The sequence below is a fragment of the Arenibacter amylolyticus genome, assembly GCF_002150785.1.
Lineage (GTDB): Bacteria > Bacteroidota > Bacteroidia > Flavobacteriales > Flavobacteriaceae > Arenibacter > Arenibacter amylolyticus.
In genome coordinates this window covers 220619-236483 of the sequence record NZ_MTAZ01000004.1, presented here as the reverse complement: position 1 = coordinate 236483, position 15865 = coordinate 220619, and the positions used below count along the sequence as shown (strand labels likewise).

Below are 15865 nucleotides of genomic sequence, written 5' to 3'. Positions count from 1 at the left end.
CAAATACTATATTACTCCCTGCGCAAGCATGGCATCGGCCACTTTTACAAAGCCGGCAATGTTTGCTCCTTTTACATAGTTACAGAATCCGTCCTCTTCACGGCCATATTCTATACAAGCCTCATGAATGTCGCTCATAATTTTCTGAAGTCGGCTATCCACTTCTTCACGGGTCCAACTTAGTCGCAATGAGTTTTGTGACATTTCCAGACCAGAAGTAGAAACTCCCCCAGCATTGGCCGCTTTTCCTGGTCCAAACAAGATTTTAGCCTCCAAGAAGCTATCTATAGCCTCTGGGGTAGAAGGCATATTTGCACCTTCTGCCACACAGATACATCCATTTTTCAATAAGGTCTTCGCATCTTCCCCATTCAATTCATTTTGGGTAGCACATGGCAAGGCAATATCACAAGCTACCTCCCAAGGCGTTTCCCCTTCCTTATAAACTGCAGAAGGATATTTCTCCACGTATTCCGAAATTCTTCCTCGTCTATTGTTTTTTAGATCCATCACAAAGGCCAACTTCTCCGCATCAATACCATCCTTGTCATAGATATATCCACCAGAATCGGAAAGGGTAAGCACCTTCCCACCCAATTCCATCGCCTTTTCGGCGGCATACTGGGCCACGTTTCCAGATCCAGAAATAACAAACGTTTTACCTTCTATGGTTTGGTCTATATTGTTCAACATACTCTGAACAAAATATACCGTTCCATATCCCGTAGACTCTGGGCGAATTTTGGAACCACCATAGGAAAGACCTTTCCCGGTTAACACCCCTGTGAATTCATTTCTTATTTTCTTGTACATACCAAAAAGGTACCCTATCTCTCTGGCTCCTACTCCGATATCTCCGGCAGGCACATCCGTATCTGGACCTATATGTCTGCAAAGCTCCGTCATAAACGACTGACAGAAGCGCATGACCTCCCCGTCCGATTTTCCTTTGGGATCGAAATCTGCACCCCCTTTACCACCTCCTAAAGGAAGGGTAGTTAAGCTATTCTTGAATACCTGTTCAAAGGCAAGGAATTTTAATACACTCGCATTTACAGTGGGGTGGAATCTTAAGCCGCCTTTATAAGGTCCTAAGGCAGAGTTCATCTGTACCCGGTACCCCCTGTTTACATTTATCTCTCCTTGGTCATCTACCCACGGCACCCTAAAATAGATTAAGCGCTCCGGTTCTACCATTCTTAGAAGTAAATTTTTACCACTGTACTCTTCATTCCCCGGTAGGAAAATAAAGGGTATAATGGTTTCAGCTACTTCTTGAACCGCTTGAATGAACTCTGGTTGGTGACCATTACGGGCCTTTACCTCGTCCATGAATGCTTTAATCCTTTCTTCCATAAAAAATATTGTCAGTTTACTATTCTTAAGTTAATATTGATTTTGATGACAAAAATATGGCTTTTATGGTGTTTCTCAATCAATTTTATTGAATTTTGTTGTTTTCACTGCTAAAAAGCCTGTTCCAAGTCCTCAATTAAATCGTCCACATCCTCTATTCCCACACTCAGCCTTATTAATGAATCTACCACGCCGCTTTTCTCCCGTTCTTCCTTGGGAATACTAGCATGCGTCATACTTGCAGGGTGTCCGGCCAAACTCTCTACGCCCCCTAGCGATTCTGCCAGGGTAAACACCTTTAGCCTTTCCACAATTTTTATCGCCGTGGCATAATCTGCCCCCTTGGGAACAAAAGAAATCATACCGCCAAAATCTTTCATCTGATCTTTTGCCACCTGATGATTGGGATGACTGGCAAATCCGGGCCAATACACTTTTTCTACGCCTGGGTGGTTGGCGAGGTATTGGGCCACAGCCCTCCCGTTCTCACAGTGTCTCTGCATTCGCACATGCAGGGTCTTTATACCTCTCAGCACCAAAAAGCTATCCATGGGTCCGCAAACTGCCCCACTGGCATTTTGAATAAAATAAAGTCTATCTGCTAATTCCTTGTCCTTCACTACCAAACCTCCCAGCACAACATCACTGTGACCGCCCAAGTACTTGGTAGCAGAATGCATTACAATATCGGCCCCCAGATCTAGGGGTAACTGCAGATAGGGAGTAGCAAAAGTATTGTCTACCGCCAAGAGAACATTATGCTGTTTTGCCAATTGCGCCACCGCTTTAATGTCTATAATGTTCATCATGGGATTGGTAGGTGTCTCTACCCAAATTAATTTGGTCTTCTTGTTGATATGCGCTTCAATAGCACTAGCATCTTGCATTCCTACGAAGTGAAACACAATACCATACTGCTCAAATATCTTTTTAAAGATTCGATAACTACCTCCGTACAGATCATTAGTAGAAATTACCTCATCCCCAGGTTTCAAGAGTTTCATCACCGCATCCATAGCGGCCAGTCCACTCCCAAAAGCAAGTCCGTAATTTCCGTTTTCTATACTTGCCAGCGCATTCTCCAGGGCGGTTCTGGTTGGGTTGGCACTTCTAGAGTACTCGTACCCCTTATGGCCGCCCGGGGTGGTCTGTGCATAGGTGGAAGTCTGGTAAATAGGAGGCATTACCGCTCCATAAGCCTTATCTGGAAACTGCCCTCCGTGAATGGTTTTACTATTGAATCTCAAGGTTTTCTTGCCCATAATAATAAGTTATATCACAAATGTACCTTTATCTTTCCGGGAAACCAATGAAATTGTAGCTTTGCAATACTCTAAAATTGCTATCTACGATGAAAAATAGTGTCTTGTGTTTCTTGGTTTTAATTTTGATCTTGGGTTGCAAGGACGACGGGCAACTTGCGTTTGAACCCCTAGAATTCACCTCGGAAAAATGTGCGGACTGCCCTGAGATTACCATTTCCATTCCCAAGGCGCTTCCCAAGGATGCCTTAAGCGAAGCAATTAATACCGCGGTAAGGGAAGAGGTAATTTCCATGCTAGATTATGACGACACCTTAGAGGCCAGCACCATAACGGAAGCCATGCAATCCTTTAAAAACGGATACTTAGATATTAAACAACATTTCCAGGATGAGGCAATAGGATGGGAAGCCATTATAGAAGGTAAGGTCACCTACGAAGACCCCCACTTAATTACGCTTCAAATTAACACCTATACCTTTACGGGGGGTGCCCATGGATTTTCGTCCATCCGATTTTTAAACTTTGATAAAAAGAAGGCGGTAGAACTAGACAATACCCAACTGTTTTCCAATCAAGAAGCCTTAGCCCTCTATGCGGAAAGGCAGTTTAGAAAGCAAGAGCAGATTCCAGAAACCGACAGTATTAACGCTACTGGATTTATGTTTTATGGAGATTCTTTTTACCTGCCCGATACCATAGGATTAACTACCGAAGGTCTGGAGATGATCTACGCCCCCTATGAAATAGCCTCCTATGCAGATGGTCCCATTAGGCTGATCTTACCTTTTAAGGAAGTGCAACCCTATTTAAATTATGAGCTGGGCTCTTAACCATTTCTCTTTAGCGCTTTTAACAAGGATAGAACAGCCCCCGTATGCAGCCCTTCGTGAAACACGTTGAACACAATGGCATCTTCCACAGATGAAAGCGTCACGTTTACACTTGCGGTATACTCCTGAAAATCTGAGAATAGCCCGCTAGCATAATCTTGTTGTGCCCATTCTACCGTTGCGAATAAGAGCTCTTTTATTTTATTGATCTCCTCTTCCGTAGCCGTACCATCGGGAACCGTGCCCTTTTGAAATTTTTCTACCAATGCGGTATCTACCCGCATGGGCTGGCCACTAAGTTTATAGATCAATAATTGCTGGGTTACCACCACATGGGCAATATTCCACCAAATATTGTTCCTAAATCCCTCCGGAATCTGCAACAACTGATCCCTTGGGGTCTCCTCCAAAAACTTGTTTAGTATTTTCCTATTTTGAAGGCTAATAACAAATGCATGTTCCAAAACTTCCATATGTACACGTATTACCAATTAGCTATAAATGTAGTGTTTTTCAAGGAAATTGGGTTTCTTTGCATGTCTTATCAACAACCGTAAAATGAAAATAATGAAGAAGATATATCACCTAAGCAGCTGTGATACCTGTAAGCGCATTTTAAAAGAATTAAATCCTGGAGCGGAATTTGAACTTCAGGATATAAAAACAACTAGTATTAGCCCGGAGCAACTCTCACAAATGGCCGAAATGGCAGGAAGCTATGAGAAACTGTTCAGTAGGCGGGCCCGTCTTTACAAGGAGCGGAATTTAAAGGAACAAAACCTTTCCGAATCCGATTACAAGGAGTTAATCCTAGAGCATTACACCTTTTTAAAACGCCCCGTAATTATTGTTGACAATCAAATTTTTGTAGGCAATAGCAAAGCAGCGGTTGCCGCTGCTAAAACGCTCATAAAGCCCACAGCATAACACATAAAAGCAACCCTGGACCAAGGTAACTGCTATTGCGTTGCTCCAGGGTATTTTGTAAATAATTTTTCCTGAAATAAACTTATACCAAGTCCTTGGGACGCACGGAAAACTTACGGGTATCCTCCCTGGTAAGCACCTTAAAGGTCCCTGATTTGGGTACCTTGTTAAACGAGTTCAATAAAGGCCGGGCCAATCCGGTAAGACTTCTAGTAGTTAAATCTATCCAGGCACCCATCACCTCACAATGAGCAAAGTTTCTCCCCTTTTCGTCGTAAAAGTTGTGGTGAAATTCAAAAAACATTCCGTCTTCACTAAGTCCGTTCAATTCCAAGCTCACCCTAACCGGGGTGCCTATAAAAGCCTCCTTAAAATAGTAGACGTGTTCATGAAAAACCACCGGCCCAATATTATGGGTAACCATTGATTGTTGATTAAATCCCAACTCCATTAAAAAAGCCATTCGTGTGTGGCTCATAAAATTGAGATAGGCAGCATTGGCCATATGCCCATTGGCATCCACATCACTCCAGCGAATTTCAAATTCTTTTATATACATCCTTATTTATTTAGTATTTTTGAAAATGTTATGCATGCATAACATTTTTCAAATGTAGCACAGTTTTGTGAGAGAATAAATTTATACCTTACAATTCTTGTGTTACCCACAAGGTTTAACTAATTAAAACACCCATCCAAATGAATGAAAAAGCAGCTTTTATAAAAGACCTCTCCCTCCCTGCCATAGCAGCCCCTATGTTTTTGATATCCGGGCCTCAATTGGTCATAGAATGTTGTAAAAATGGGATTGTAGGGACCTTTCCGGCTCTTAACCAACGTACCACTGAAGGTTTTGAGGAATGGGTGGTAGAGATTAAATCTCAATTAAAAGCATTTGAGGCGGAAACCGGCAAGAAAGCGGCCCCTTTTGGAGTAAACTTGATTGTACACCCTACCAACCCAAGGTTGGAGGCCGATTTACAAGTTTGCATTAAACATCAAGTACCTCTAATTATCACCTCTTTGGGTGCCGTCTCTCAACTGGTGAATGCCGTTCATAGTTATGGCGGACTCGTATTTCACGATATCATAAAGAAGCGCCATGCCGAAAAAGCGGCAGAGGCAGGCGTAGACGGATTGATTCTAGTATCTGCTGGGGCCGGAGGCCACGCAGGAACCATTAACCCCATTTCCCTAGTGGCAGAGATAAAGAAATTCTTTCATAAGACTATCATCCTCTCTGGCTGCCTCAGTACCGGTAGGGATATTGCCACCGCCCTTCAAATGGGGGCCGATTTGGCCTATATGGGCACCCGCTTTATAAACACCAAGGAGAGCAAGGCCCCTGAAGAATACCAAAAAATGATCATCGATTCGGACGCGGACGACGTAGTATATACCGCAGCCGTTTCCGGGGTACACGCCAACTTTTTGTATGACAGTTTAAAAGCAACAGGGATTACTGAGGCCGATTTAAAAAAAGATACCAAAATAGACTTTGGAAAAGAATTGGATACTGAGGCCAAGGCATGGAAAACTATTTGGTCTGCAGGGCAAGGAGTCACCTCTATAGACAATGTGCCCACCGTTTCCGAACTGATAACCACTTTAAAATCTGAATTCAAGTCATCCATTGAGGAACAGGCAAAGCGGTTGGAAATCTACCCAAAGTAAAGCAAACTTTTATGCCTATAATCACTTCCGAATACCATCCGCCATTTCCTTTTAGAAATGGCCATATTGCCACCATTTATGCTGGCCTGCTAAGAAGGGTAAGCGAGCCACCTCAGCAGAGGGAGCGACTCCATCTCCCGGATGGAGACTTTATGGATCTAGACTGGAGCTTTACCAGTGGGAGCACTTCCAAGGTAGCAATTCTATTGCACGGCTTAGAAGGAAATTCGAAACGCCCTTATATCACCGGAGCAGCCAAGGAATTTGTTGGAGCGGGAATAGATGTTTGTGCGGTTAACTATAGAGGTTGTAGCGGAACCAATAACCATCTCTTTAAATCTTACCATTCTGGGGCCACGGAAGACCTGGAGCAAGTGGTACGGCATGTTTTAGAAAAGGACCGTTATAATGAAATTCACCTTAAGGGATTTAGCCTTGGCGGTAATCTGGCCTTAAAATATCTGGGCGAGGAACGCAGCCTCCCTAAGGAAATAAAAAGTGCCATTGCCGTATCGGTACCCTGCCACCTTCACAGCTCCCTAGAGCAGTTATTAAAGCCCAAAAACCGTTTGTACGCCCATCGGTTTAAAAAACGTTTGGTAGAAAAACTCCGTGCCAAACAAGCGCTTTTCCCCCAGAAAATAAGCGACCATGAAATTGCCAGTATCCAAACCCTGAAGGATTTTGACGACTTATATACCAGTAAGGCCCATGGTTTTTTGGATGCCATGGATTATTACGAGCAATGCAGCTCCCTGCAATTCTTGGAGTCTATAAACATTCCCACCCTAATCATCAATGCCAAAAACGATTCGTTCCTAGGCAAACAATGCTATCCCTACCGAGAGGCGCAGAATAGCCGCTCGGTTTTTTTTGAGTCGCCCACCTACGGCGGACATGTTGGTTTCTATGAGCATAATAATATTAGCTATACGGAAAAAAGGGCATTAAATTTCATTGAAGAGCAGCAATAAAAAATCTATTTCCTATCTTAGTGCTTTAATTAAAAAAAAAATGAAAAAACTACTGATCCCTATCGCCATTTTGGGCTTAATGATAAGCTGTGGTGAGAAAAAAGAAGAGAAAAAATCCGGTTTTGAAATGAACCGCACAAAGAAGGAAGTAAAAGCGGTTACGAAAAGTGAAGGAGTGCCGATTGACATGGACAACAAAGGGGTTGGTCCCATTAAATCCGTTACTTTCGGCGACAATATAGATAAAGATATGGCCGCTAAGGGCGAGAAGATTTTTAGCTCCCTATGTGTGGCATGCCATATGGTAGACCAGCGAATGATTGGACCTGCAATAAAAGGAATCTATGAAAGAAGAAGTCCAGAATGGGTTATGAATATGATCTTAAACCCTGACGGAATGCTTAAGGAAGATCCAATTGCCAAGGCGCTACTTAAAGAATACAACAATGCCGTTATGCTGAATCAGAATTTATCAGAAGAGGATGCAAGAGCGGTTGCTGAATATTTCAGAACCCTGTAGGCTAGGAAACCTTATTAAATAGAAAAACGCTGATCAATGGCCTATGGCCTTGGTTGGCGTTTTTTTGTTTTTACACACTACAGTAAGGATTGTGTGTATTCTTTAGTGAGGCTCCCAAAACTAAATCGGCGCTCACCCAATTGAGTTTAGGGACTCATTTCTAGATTACATCTTACCCCTCCTGTACCTCTTCTCTTATCCTTAGCTTTGTTTTGTATCCATTCCCTGACCTAGACCTTTCAGCTCCCTTAAGAAAGGAACAGCGGACTTTTACTAGGCAAGCCTATACAACTTAAAGCTAGAGAACAAATAGCTTGTAGGCTATTAAATAAGAAACTCTAATGCCTCCATAATGACCCATAAAAAAGCCCCCTATCTTTTTGGATACGGGGCTAGCTATTTTTCAGGAACTGCACGTAGGTTACACCCTATCTGCCATCACCTTATACGTTGGATCTTTAATAATGTCTACCTCTATCACACTTTCGGCATTGGACAACAATCTTAAGCAATCACTGCTTAAATGTCTCAGTCGTAATTTCTTCCCTTGTTTCTGGTACCGAGCCGTAATTTTGTTAAGGGCATCTATGGCAGACATGTCTACCACCTTACTCTCTTTAAAGTCTATCACCACCTCTTCCGGGTCGTTATCCACATCAAATTTTTCTAAAAAGGTAGTGGTAGAACCAAAGAATAAGGGACCATATATTTCATAGTATTTAACACCATCCTCGTCTACACGTTTTCTTGCTCTAATTCGCTTGGCGCTTTCCCAAGCAAATACTAAAGACGATATAATTACCCCGATGAGTACCGCTAGGGCCAAGTTGTGAAGCACAACCGTCACCGCAGCTACCAATATCAAAACAAAGATATCGTGCTTCGGCATTTTATTGAGTATTTTAAAACTCACCCATTCGAAGGTTCCAATGGCAACTACCATCATCACCCCTACTAGGGCGGCCATCGGGATTTGCTCTATCACCGGCCCTCCTACAAGGATAATCAGCAGGATGGTCAAAGCCCCAATAATTGCAGACAGCCTTGCTCTTGCTCCAGAACCAACGTTCACCAAGGTTTGGGCAACCATGGCACATCCGCCCATACCACCAAAGAATCCATTAGCAATATTAGCAACACCTTGTGCAGCAGCCTCCCTATTGGATTTCCCTCTGGTATTGGTGATCTCATCTACCATATTAAGGGTTAGTAGCGATTCTATAAGTCCAACCCCAGCCATCACCATAGCATAGGGAAAAATAATTTTTAGCGTCTCCCAAGTAAAGGGGATATTCGGGATATGGAACGACGGTAAGGAGCCACTTACAGAGGCAATATCAACTACTTTTTTCGTTTCTATACCTAGAAAATACACTACGCCAAAGACCACTAATATCGCTACCAAGGAAGCAGGAACCGCTTTCGTAATCTTGGGCAATACCGATACAATTAGAATAGTCAAAAGTGTTAAGCCCAGCATAGTATACAGTGCTGTCCCTTCCATCCATGAATTTTCCCCACCTCCCATGGATTTAAACTGGTCTACCTGCGACATAAAAATAATCACCGCCAGTCCGTTTAAAAATCCGAACATTACTGGTTGGGGGATAAGTCTAACAAATTTCCCAAACCGGAATACGCCAACCATTAATTGTAATAGTCCGGCCAAAGCCACGGCCGCGAAAAGGTATTCCACTCCGTGAGAAGATATCAATGCGATTAACACTACTACAGTAGCCCCTGCTCCTCCGGAGACCATTCCTGGTCTTCCTCCGAAGATTGCCGTAACAATCCCCATAATGAAAGCAGCATAAAGCCCGGTTAGGGGGGTAAGTCCTGCTAAAATTGCGAACGAGAGCGATTCTGGTATCATGGTCATAGCCACCGTAAGCCCCGCGAACACCTCTGTTCTGTAATTTACTTTTTGCCTAAAATCGAATAGATTTAAATACTTTTTCACATTTGCGTTTTAAGGGAGGCAAAAATACTGGTTTTTATTCTTTAATGAGGCATTATACCGCAAAAAATGAGAACGCTCCTTCTTTACCACCTTTTTAACCCTAAAAGCTTCTCCCCCAACTCACTTAATGTTGCTTGCGGGTATTTTAATTGCTCCCAATTTCTGGGATCCCCTGGAAAAGCATAGCCTTCTGGAGCCACTCTATTCTTCCAAGAATTCACCCGCCAATCGCGTAAGGCAGTATTATCTTCTTCGGCGGGCATCATGGATATATACTGCGCAATGCGCACTTTGTCTTTACTAAGATTAGGTCTTATACCATGGGGTTGGGTGCTATTAAAGATCAACAGGTCTCCAGCTTCCATTTTTACCTTCACAATTTTATCCTGCAAATTGCTTACATCTGGCTGAAATCGATCCCGATCCTCTGGCTGGGTACGTTTCCAGCTGTCATAATTGCGATACAACCAAGGGATGCATTGAAAACCGCCTACATTCTCATCGGTTTGATCGGATAGCGCTAAAACACCTTGAACATTTTGGGGTTTGGTCTCCGGATCATAATCCCAGTGGATAAAACCTTTCTGTTCATAACCTGGCCGATTGGGTAGATTTAGATTGGCCCTATCAATGGTGACCCATAATTTTTCCGTGCCCCAGATATCTACAAAAGCATCGTAGATACGCTGTTGTTGCCTATTGTTCCATAACAATTGATTGTTGTACACCTCCACCATTCCCGTTCCTGCTAGCTCTTTCATCTTCATTTCTGCCCTTGGCGGCGCATACCAACTCTCCTGATCCTTGGGGTCTTTTTCATCAAATTCCCATAAGAATTGGGCGGTTTCATCGGCCTGGGCCTTTGTAATGGCATTTTTGATCACAATATAACCGTTGTGCACCCAAAAATCCCAATCGGCTTCACTGAGCACCCGTAGGCTCTGGTCTTTTGTCCGATCGTTCAGTTTCATCTTGCTGGAAGTTGCCGTAGACGGGTTTCCAGGAATTTCCTCATGGTACTTATTCCCCATTTCCATTTTTTGCATAACCACTAGTTTTAAGTTAACAATTTGTCTAATTAGCTAATAGTAAATGTAGCCATCAACAAAAACTGAAACCACCTTGATATTGACCGTAATTTGAACTATATTGACATTTAATGAAGTGACAGGGCAATACACTGAACAATATTGTTATATAGTGCATGAAGATTCAACTCGAAAAAATAGGTTCGGATGCGGAAAAGTCCTTTTATCTCTTGCACCATCCCAGATTAAACGATTTGTTCTATTGGCATTTTCACCCAGAATACGAACTAGTTTACATAGAGGGTGCAAGTGGCACCAGACATGTAGGAACACATATTTCCTCCTATTTGGAAAGCGATCTAGTCCTGATTGGGTCTAACATTCCCCATTTAAATTTTGATTACGGGGTGAAGACCGCTTATGAGAAAGAAGTACTGCATTTAAAACCTCATTTTAAAAACAAGGTATTTAAGGAAATGCCGGAGTTCTCTAACCTCTATACCCTTTTGGAACGATCGCAGCACGGCATCGTCTTTTACGGTAAGACCAAGGCTATCATTGGAAAAAAAATGAAGACCCTATACGGTATGCCTCCCTTTGAGCAATTTTTGGAAGTGCTCCATATATTACACCTATTGGCCAACAGCCAGGAATATGAACTCTTACACCCCCATCCCGTAGTTAATCAATATTCCAAAAAGGAACAACAGCGATTAAAGAAGGTATACGAATATGTAGATGCCCACTATCAGCACAAAATAACTTTAGACGAGGTAGCCGATCTTTGTAGTCTGGAGAAGGCGGCCTTTTGCAGGTATTTTAAAAAAGCCACTGGCAATACCTTTATCCAATTTTTAAACCAATATCGAATAAGTCAGGCCAAGCGCTTATTACTCAAGGGCAAAAACGTAAGTGAAGCCTGTTTTGATTGCGGCTTTGAAAGTCTGTCTTACTTTAACAAGATATTTAAAAGGTTAAACCAGCAGAATCCTTCCGATTTTAAGAAGGAGCACCATAAATATACAGACCAGCCCAGAAGATTTTAACTATCGTCCACAAAGAATGATTCCATGATATCGTTAAAACACAGCGGCTCCCTAATAAAAAACCGCCCCTACCACTACGCAGGGACGGCTTTAACCAACCAACCTAAACCTTCAATATTTCCTTGCTTACCTTAAAATGCAGTTATCTTTTCCTTTTCACGGACTCTTCCATAACGGCATTGGAAGATTTTATCCTCTTTTTGTCTCTTTGTGAGCCATCTGATTTAAGGTAGGTAATAAAACCGCGTCCTTTAAAAGTATAGACAGTGCCACTACCAGTATGGTAAAGTTCTAACGTACGATCGTTAATAACATAAAGTTCAAAATAATCGTTGTCCATAAAGTCATAATCCAATGTTACGGCCTTTACCAGCTCTTCATTGAGCAGGTTAAAAACCTGATAACGCCCCATATAATCCCAGCTCACCTCATTTAAATTAGTTCCACTGGCATCCAAAGAAGAACGAAAACCACCACCGTTCCCATCTTCGTAGAACTGCAAAAAGTTTTCTTCATCAAACGCATTAATCTCCCCCTCCTCACTAGTATATACTTTCTCCCATAGGTCATATTCCTGAAGAAAATATTGGAGATTGTCATAGAAAATTCGATCGTAATTAAAATTGGCTCTTTGGTAACCCTTTAAAAAGTAAGAGGTATCTGTTTGACCGTCATAGAGTTCTATGGTATTATCGTTTACCACAAAAACTTCCAAGCCCCAAAGGCCATCTACATCATGATCTATATTTAACCAACCTTTTTCGGTGTTAAATAATCCCACTGGAATTCCATAACCATTGCCTGTTTTTCCAAACCCTACCAAATTATTGTTGGCATACAGGGCTCCCCCTTTAAAGGATACCGTAAATGCTCGCTGTAGAAAGGGCACCTCCCCCGTTCCCATGCTAGCGTCTATATCTACATACCACAATTCGTAGGAATGCAGTAATTCCCTAAGATTGGAACCAGCTTGTTGTAAATAATCCTCTTCCTCTACATTTTCCACATAACAACTTGCGACCAAGGGTCCCATTAATATTAAAAGGCTCCATAATTTAACAGCTCTCATAAGCTTTCTTTTAATCGGTTACTCAAATCGCTTTAATCAATCTTCATGCCGCTTTTCCTCGCGCCTGATCATCAAGCAATTAGGATTTCTCAATTTACTTAGAGGAGCATTTTGCCAACCACAGGCCCATTAACCGTGATACTAGCCCTATTGTTTTTCTACCCTAAGGGTGTTTTGAAACTTCAGAAAACCGCCCTACATTGTCGCCCCGTAAGAAGGTGGCTTAGGGAGTGCTCCCCATGTTCACCATAGGTTTCTTATTTCATGGGAAACCTTAAAATATGTAATCTTCCAAAGTGGTTGTTCCAGATTATGGGACTAGTTATTGTCTGGGATTTTGGATAGAGAAATGGGACCCCTATAGAGAGGAAGTAAAAATTGATACCTTTGTGCTGATGAAAAACGATATGAATATCGCCGTTTTAGGAGGAGGAAGCTGGGCTACCGCCATTGTAAAGATGTTAACAGAAAATGCTGATACCGTACAATGGTATATGCGGAATAAGGATGCCATAGCCCATATTGAGCTTCATAGGCATAACCCTAATTACCTAAGCTCTGTAGAGTTTAAAACGGAGCAATTACGACTCACCGATGATATAAATGTAGCTGTCTCCAATGCAGATGTCCTTATTTTTGCCATTCCATCGGCGTTTTTGCATTCAGAATTAGAGCCATTGACCGTATCCTTAAAAGACAAGATTATTTTCTCTGCTATTAAGGGAATTGTCCCGGAATCGAGCCTGATTGTTGGGGAACATTTTAATGTAAACTACGAGGTCCCCTTTAAATACATAGGAGTAATCACTGGTCCTTGCCATGCAGAAGAGGTGGCCTTGGAGCGACTTTCTTATTTAACCATTGCCTGTGCAGATACGGAAAAGGCAGAATTAGTGGCCAAGCACCTCAGCAGTGAATTTATAAAGTGTAAAATTTCTGATGACATCATAGGCACCGAATATGCTGCCATGCTGAAAAACATATATGCTATAGCAGCCGGAATTGCGCATGGACTTGGTTATGGCGATAATTTTCAGAGTGTACTGATGAGCAACGCTATTCGGGAAATGAAGCGCTTTATTAAACAGGTACATAAGATGAAACGTAACATCAACAATTCGGCCTATTTGGGAGACCTTTTGGTTACCGGATATTCTGTTTTTAGTCGCAATCGTATGTTTGGCAATATGATTGGCAAGGGGTATACGGTAAAGAGTGCTATGATGGAAATGAAAATGGTTGCCGAGGGATATTACGCCACCAATAGTGCCTATTTAATTATAAGCGACCGAAAAAAAGAGGAGAAGACCCCCATTTTAAATGCGGTTTACCAAGTTTTGTACAAGCACGAAAACCCTAAACAGGTCTTTATGGAGCTCACTGAGAAGCTAGATTAACCACGGCGGTTTTCCTAACAGGCACCGCAAAGGCACTGCTTACGGCCTGTCTAGCGTAAAACGCGAATGTTCCGAGATATCTGCCTGCAGGGTTTTTCTATAGCCGTCCACTATAGTGTCGTCCAATTTATAGATCTTTTGAAATTCCTTTAAAAGGGGTTCCATCAGTTCTTTAACGCTATCAATATCGAAATAGAGTCGGCCTGTTCTTCTGATGAAAAAATCCATAGGATTTGCTACCATTTCATAATCAACGGCAAATCTCAACTCGGCCTTAGCCATACGAACGTTAGGATCTTTTTCTTTTAACTTGGCGTATTCCGCCAAGATTGTTTCTGTCTGCTTCCCGTAAGTGGTTACCAAGAACCAGGCATGGTATTCTGAAAAACCCTCGGGGGCCAATCGCTCATAAATTTTGGAGATATATTTTTTAACGTGTTTGTACTTTTTAAAATCGTTCCCACAGAGCGCTATTTTATCTGTGGTGCAATCCTTAGTTTTTGTGCTGTATTCCTCCTCCAACTTTTCTGCCACCTTATCCACCACCCGTTCGGCCATTTTCCGATAACCGGTGAGTTTCCCTCCCGCAATACTGATTAAACCGGATTTGGAAGTGAAGATTTCATCCTTTCGGGAGAGTTCTGTTGCAGATTTCCCCTCTTCGTGGATTAAGGGCCGCAGACCCGCCCAGGAAGAAATGATATCCCCCAACTCTAAGTTGATTTTAGGAAACATATTGTTCACCGCGGATATTAAATAAAGGGCATCGGCCATACCTACCCGCACCTCATCTTTATCCTCCTTGTAATTGGTGTCCGTAGTACCTATATACGTAATTTTCCCTCTTGGGATGGCAAACATCATCCTCCCATCCGGAATATCAAAATAGACCGATTGTTTTAGAGGCAGCTTACTATAAGGAAAAACTAGGTGCACCCCTTTAGTAAGGTGTAGCCGCTTCCCTTTTATCTCATCATCCAGTGCTCTTACCTCATCTACCCATGGCCCAGCGGCGCTTACCACGTATTTGGATTGTATGGTAAACCCACTTCCCCCCAAATGATCCGTTACCCTTACTCCAGTTACCTTTCCATTTTTATAATCAAACTGGCGTACCTCGGCATAGTTTAGGGCGATAGCCCCATATGTTAGGCTGGTTTTTATGACCTCCAAAGTTAGTCGCGCATCATCGGTACGGTATTCCGCATAATAGCCGGCCCCCTTAAGGATCTTTTTAGGCAAGAGCGGTTCCAGTTTTAGGGCTTGCTTCTTTTCCAGCATTTGTCGCTTATCGTCCCCGGTCACCTGTGCTAGAATATCGTATACTTTTAGTCCGATAGAGGTGAGCCACTTACCATAGGAACCGTTTTCTATTAAGGGCAGCAACATTTTCTCTGGCACCACCAAATGCGGCGCTAGTTTATGTACAATGGCCCTTTCTGACCCCACTTCCTTCACCAACCAAAAATCGAACTGCTTTAGATAACGCAGCCCTCCATGTATTAATTTAGTGGATTTACTACTGGTTCCGGAGGCAAAATCTCCCTTATCTACCAGGGCCACTTTCATTCCTCTAGCGGCGGCATCCAGGGCAATACCTGCTCCGGTTATACCTCCCCCAATAATGACGAGATCAAAAGTTGTTTCTGTTAATTTACCAACCGTGTCGGCTCTGTCCAAGTTAGTGAAGGGAAGATTGTTTTTCATAGTTCTTTCGGGTTAAATAGCTGGCCCAAAAACATTTTTGTAAGAACCACTCTCCTTTAAAGATAAAAGATTGGCTTCCCATATCAAAACAAAAAAGAAAAAGTGCAAGCTC

At 42.5% G+C, this 15865-nt stretch carries 15 protein-coding genes; 7 read left to right on the top strand and 8 right to left on the bottom strand.

What is annotated here, in order from left to right; translation table 11 throughout:
• Positions 1–6: 6 nt before the first annotated feature.
• Positions 7–1356: an NADP-specific glutamate dehydrogenase gene (gene gdhA / locus BV214_RS01770; protein ID WP_086475746.1), complete on the bottom strand. Its 1350-nt coding sequence runs from the start codon at positions 1354–1356 to the stop codon at positions 7–9.
• A gap of 110 nt (positions 1357–1466) precedes the next feature.
• A complete protein-coding gene (locus BV214_RS01765) occupies positions 1467–2618 on the bottom strand; it encodes a cystathionine gamma-synthase (protein WP_086475745.1) in 1152 nt (383 codons plus the stop codon).
• 89 nt (positions 2619–2707) lie between these two features.
• On the opposite strand from BV214_RS01765, the gene BV214_RS01760 reads away from it, so the two are divergent.
• On the top strand, positions 2708–3451 hold the full coding sequence (locus BV214_RS01760) for a DUF3298 and DUF4163 domain-containing protein (RefSeq protein ID WP_086475744.1): 744 nt from the start codon (positions 2708–2710) through the stop codon (positions 3449–3451).
• Here BV214_RS01760 and BV214_RS01755 read toward each other — a convergent pair.
• The gene (locus tag BV214_RS01755) at positions 3448–3924 is read right to left on the bottom strand and encodes a DinB family protein (RefSeq protein WP_245806730.1); all 477 of its coding nucleotides are present in this window, start codon (positions 3922–3924) and stop codon (positions 3448–3450) included. The two genes, BV214_RS01760 and BV214_RS01755, sit on opposite strands and share 4 nt — an antisense overlap.
• A gap of 94 nt (positions 3925–4018) precedes the next feature.
• On the opposite strand from BV214_RS01755, the gene BV214_RS01750 reads away from it, so the two are divergent.
• Positions 4019–4378, top strand: coding sequence for an arsenate reductase family protein (locus BV214_RS01750; protein WP_086476013.1), 360 nt, complete (start codon positions 4019–4021; stop codon positions 4376–4378).
• A gap of 82 nt (positions 4379–4460) precedes the next feature.
• On the opposite strand, the gene BV214_RS01745 is transcribed toward BV214_RS01750, so the two are convergent.
• Positions 4461–4937 carry an acyl-CoA thioesterase gene (locus BV214_RS01745; protein WP_086475743.1) on the bottom strand — a complete coding sequence of 159 codons (477 nt, stop codon included), beginning with the start codon at positions 4935–4937 and terminating at the stop codon, positions 4461–4463.
• 140 nt (positions 4938–5077) lie between these two features.
• Here BV214_RS01745 and BV214_RS01740 point away from each other — a divergent pair, with 140 nt between their 5' ends.
• From BV214_RS01740 to BV214_RS01730, 3 genes are read left to right on the top strand one after another with little or no spacing between them, the layout of a single operon-like run.
• On the top strand, positions 5078–6052 hold the full coding sequence (locus tag BV214_RS01740; RefSeq protein WP_086475742.1) for an NAD(P)H-dependent flavin oxidoreductase: 975 nt from the start codon (positions 5078–5080) through the stop codon (positions 6050–6052).
• 11 nt (positions 6053–6063) lie between these two features.
• Positions 6064–7026 (top strand): YheT family hydrolase, encoded by a 963-nt coding sequence (locus BV214_RS01735; protein WP_086475741.1) that lies wholly within the window; start codon positions 6064–6066, stop codon positions 7024–7026.
• A 40-nt stretch (positions 7027–7066) separates the two neighbouring features.
• The gene (locus BV214_RS01730) at positions 7067–7546 is read left to right on the top strand and encodes a c-type cytochrome (protein ID WP_086476012.1); all 480 of its coding nucleotides are present in this window, start codon (positions 7067–7069) and stop codon (positions 7544–7546) included.
• Positions 7547–7967: 421 nt separating this feature from the next.
• Here BV214_RS01730 and BV214_RS01725 read toward each other — a convergent pair whose 3' ends face one another.
• Entirely contained in the window at positions 7968–9506 is a 1539-nt protein-coding gene (locus BV214_RS01725) for a SulP family inorganic anion transporter (RefSeq protein ID WP_086475740.1), read from the bottom strand.
• An 83-nt stretch (positions 9507–9589) separates the two neighbouring features.
• Positions 9590–10552 (bottom strand): phytanoyl-CoA dioxygenase family protein, encoded by a 963-nt coding sequence (locus BV214_RS01720; protein WP_086475739.1) that lies wholly within the window; start codon positions 10550–10552, stop codon positions 9590–9592.
• Positions 10553–10710: 158 nt separating this feature from the next.
• Between BV214_RS01720 and BV214_RS01715 the strand changes: the two genes are divergently transcribed.
• Positions 10711–11580 carry an AraC family transcriptional regulator gene (locus BV214_RS01715; RefSeq protein WP_086475738.1) on the top strand — a complete coding sequence of 290 codons (870 nt, stop codon included), beginning with the start codon at positions 10711–10713 and terminating at the stop codon, positions 11578–11580.
• 142 nt (positions 11581–11722) lie between these two features.
• Here BV214_RS01715 and BV214_RS01710 read toward each other — a convergent pair whose 3' ends face one another.
• Positions 11723–12649, bottom strand: coding sequence for a nicotinic acid mononucleotide adenyltransferase (locus BV214_RS01710; RefSeq protein ID WP_086475737.1), 927 nt, complete (start codon positions 12647–12649; stop codon positions 11723–11725).
• Positions 12650–13044: 395 nt separating this feature from the next.
• Here BV214_RS01710 and BV214_RS01705 point away from each other — a divergent pair, with 395 nt between their 5' ends.
• On the top strand, positions 13045–14046 hold the full coding sequence (locus BV214_RS01705) for an NAD(P)H-dependent glycerol-3-phosphate dehydrogenase (RefSeq protein ID WP_086476011.1): 1002 nt from the start codon (positions 13045–13047) through the stop codon (positions 14044–14046).
• Between the two features lie 39 nt (positions 14047–14085).
• Here BV214_RS01705 and BV214_RS01700 read toward each other — a convergent pair whose 3' ends face one another.
• Positions 14086–15753 carry a glycerol-3-phosphate dehydrogenase/oxidase gene (locus BV214_RS01700; protein ID WP_086475736.1) on the bottom strand — a complete coding sequence of 556 codons (1668 nt, stop codon included), beginning with the start codon at positions 15751–15753 and terminating at the stop codon, positions 14086–14088.
• Positions 15754–15865 lie beyond the last annotated feature (112 nt).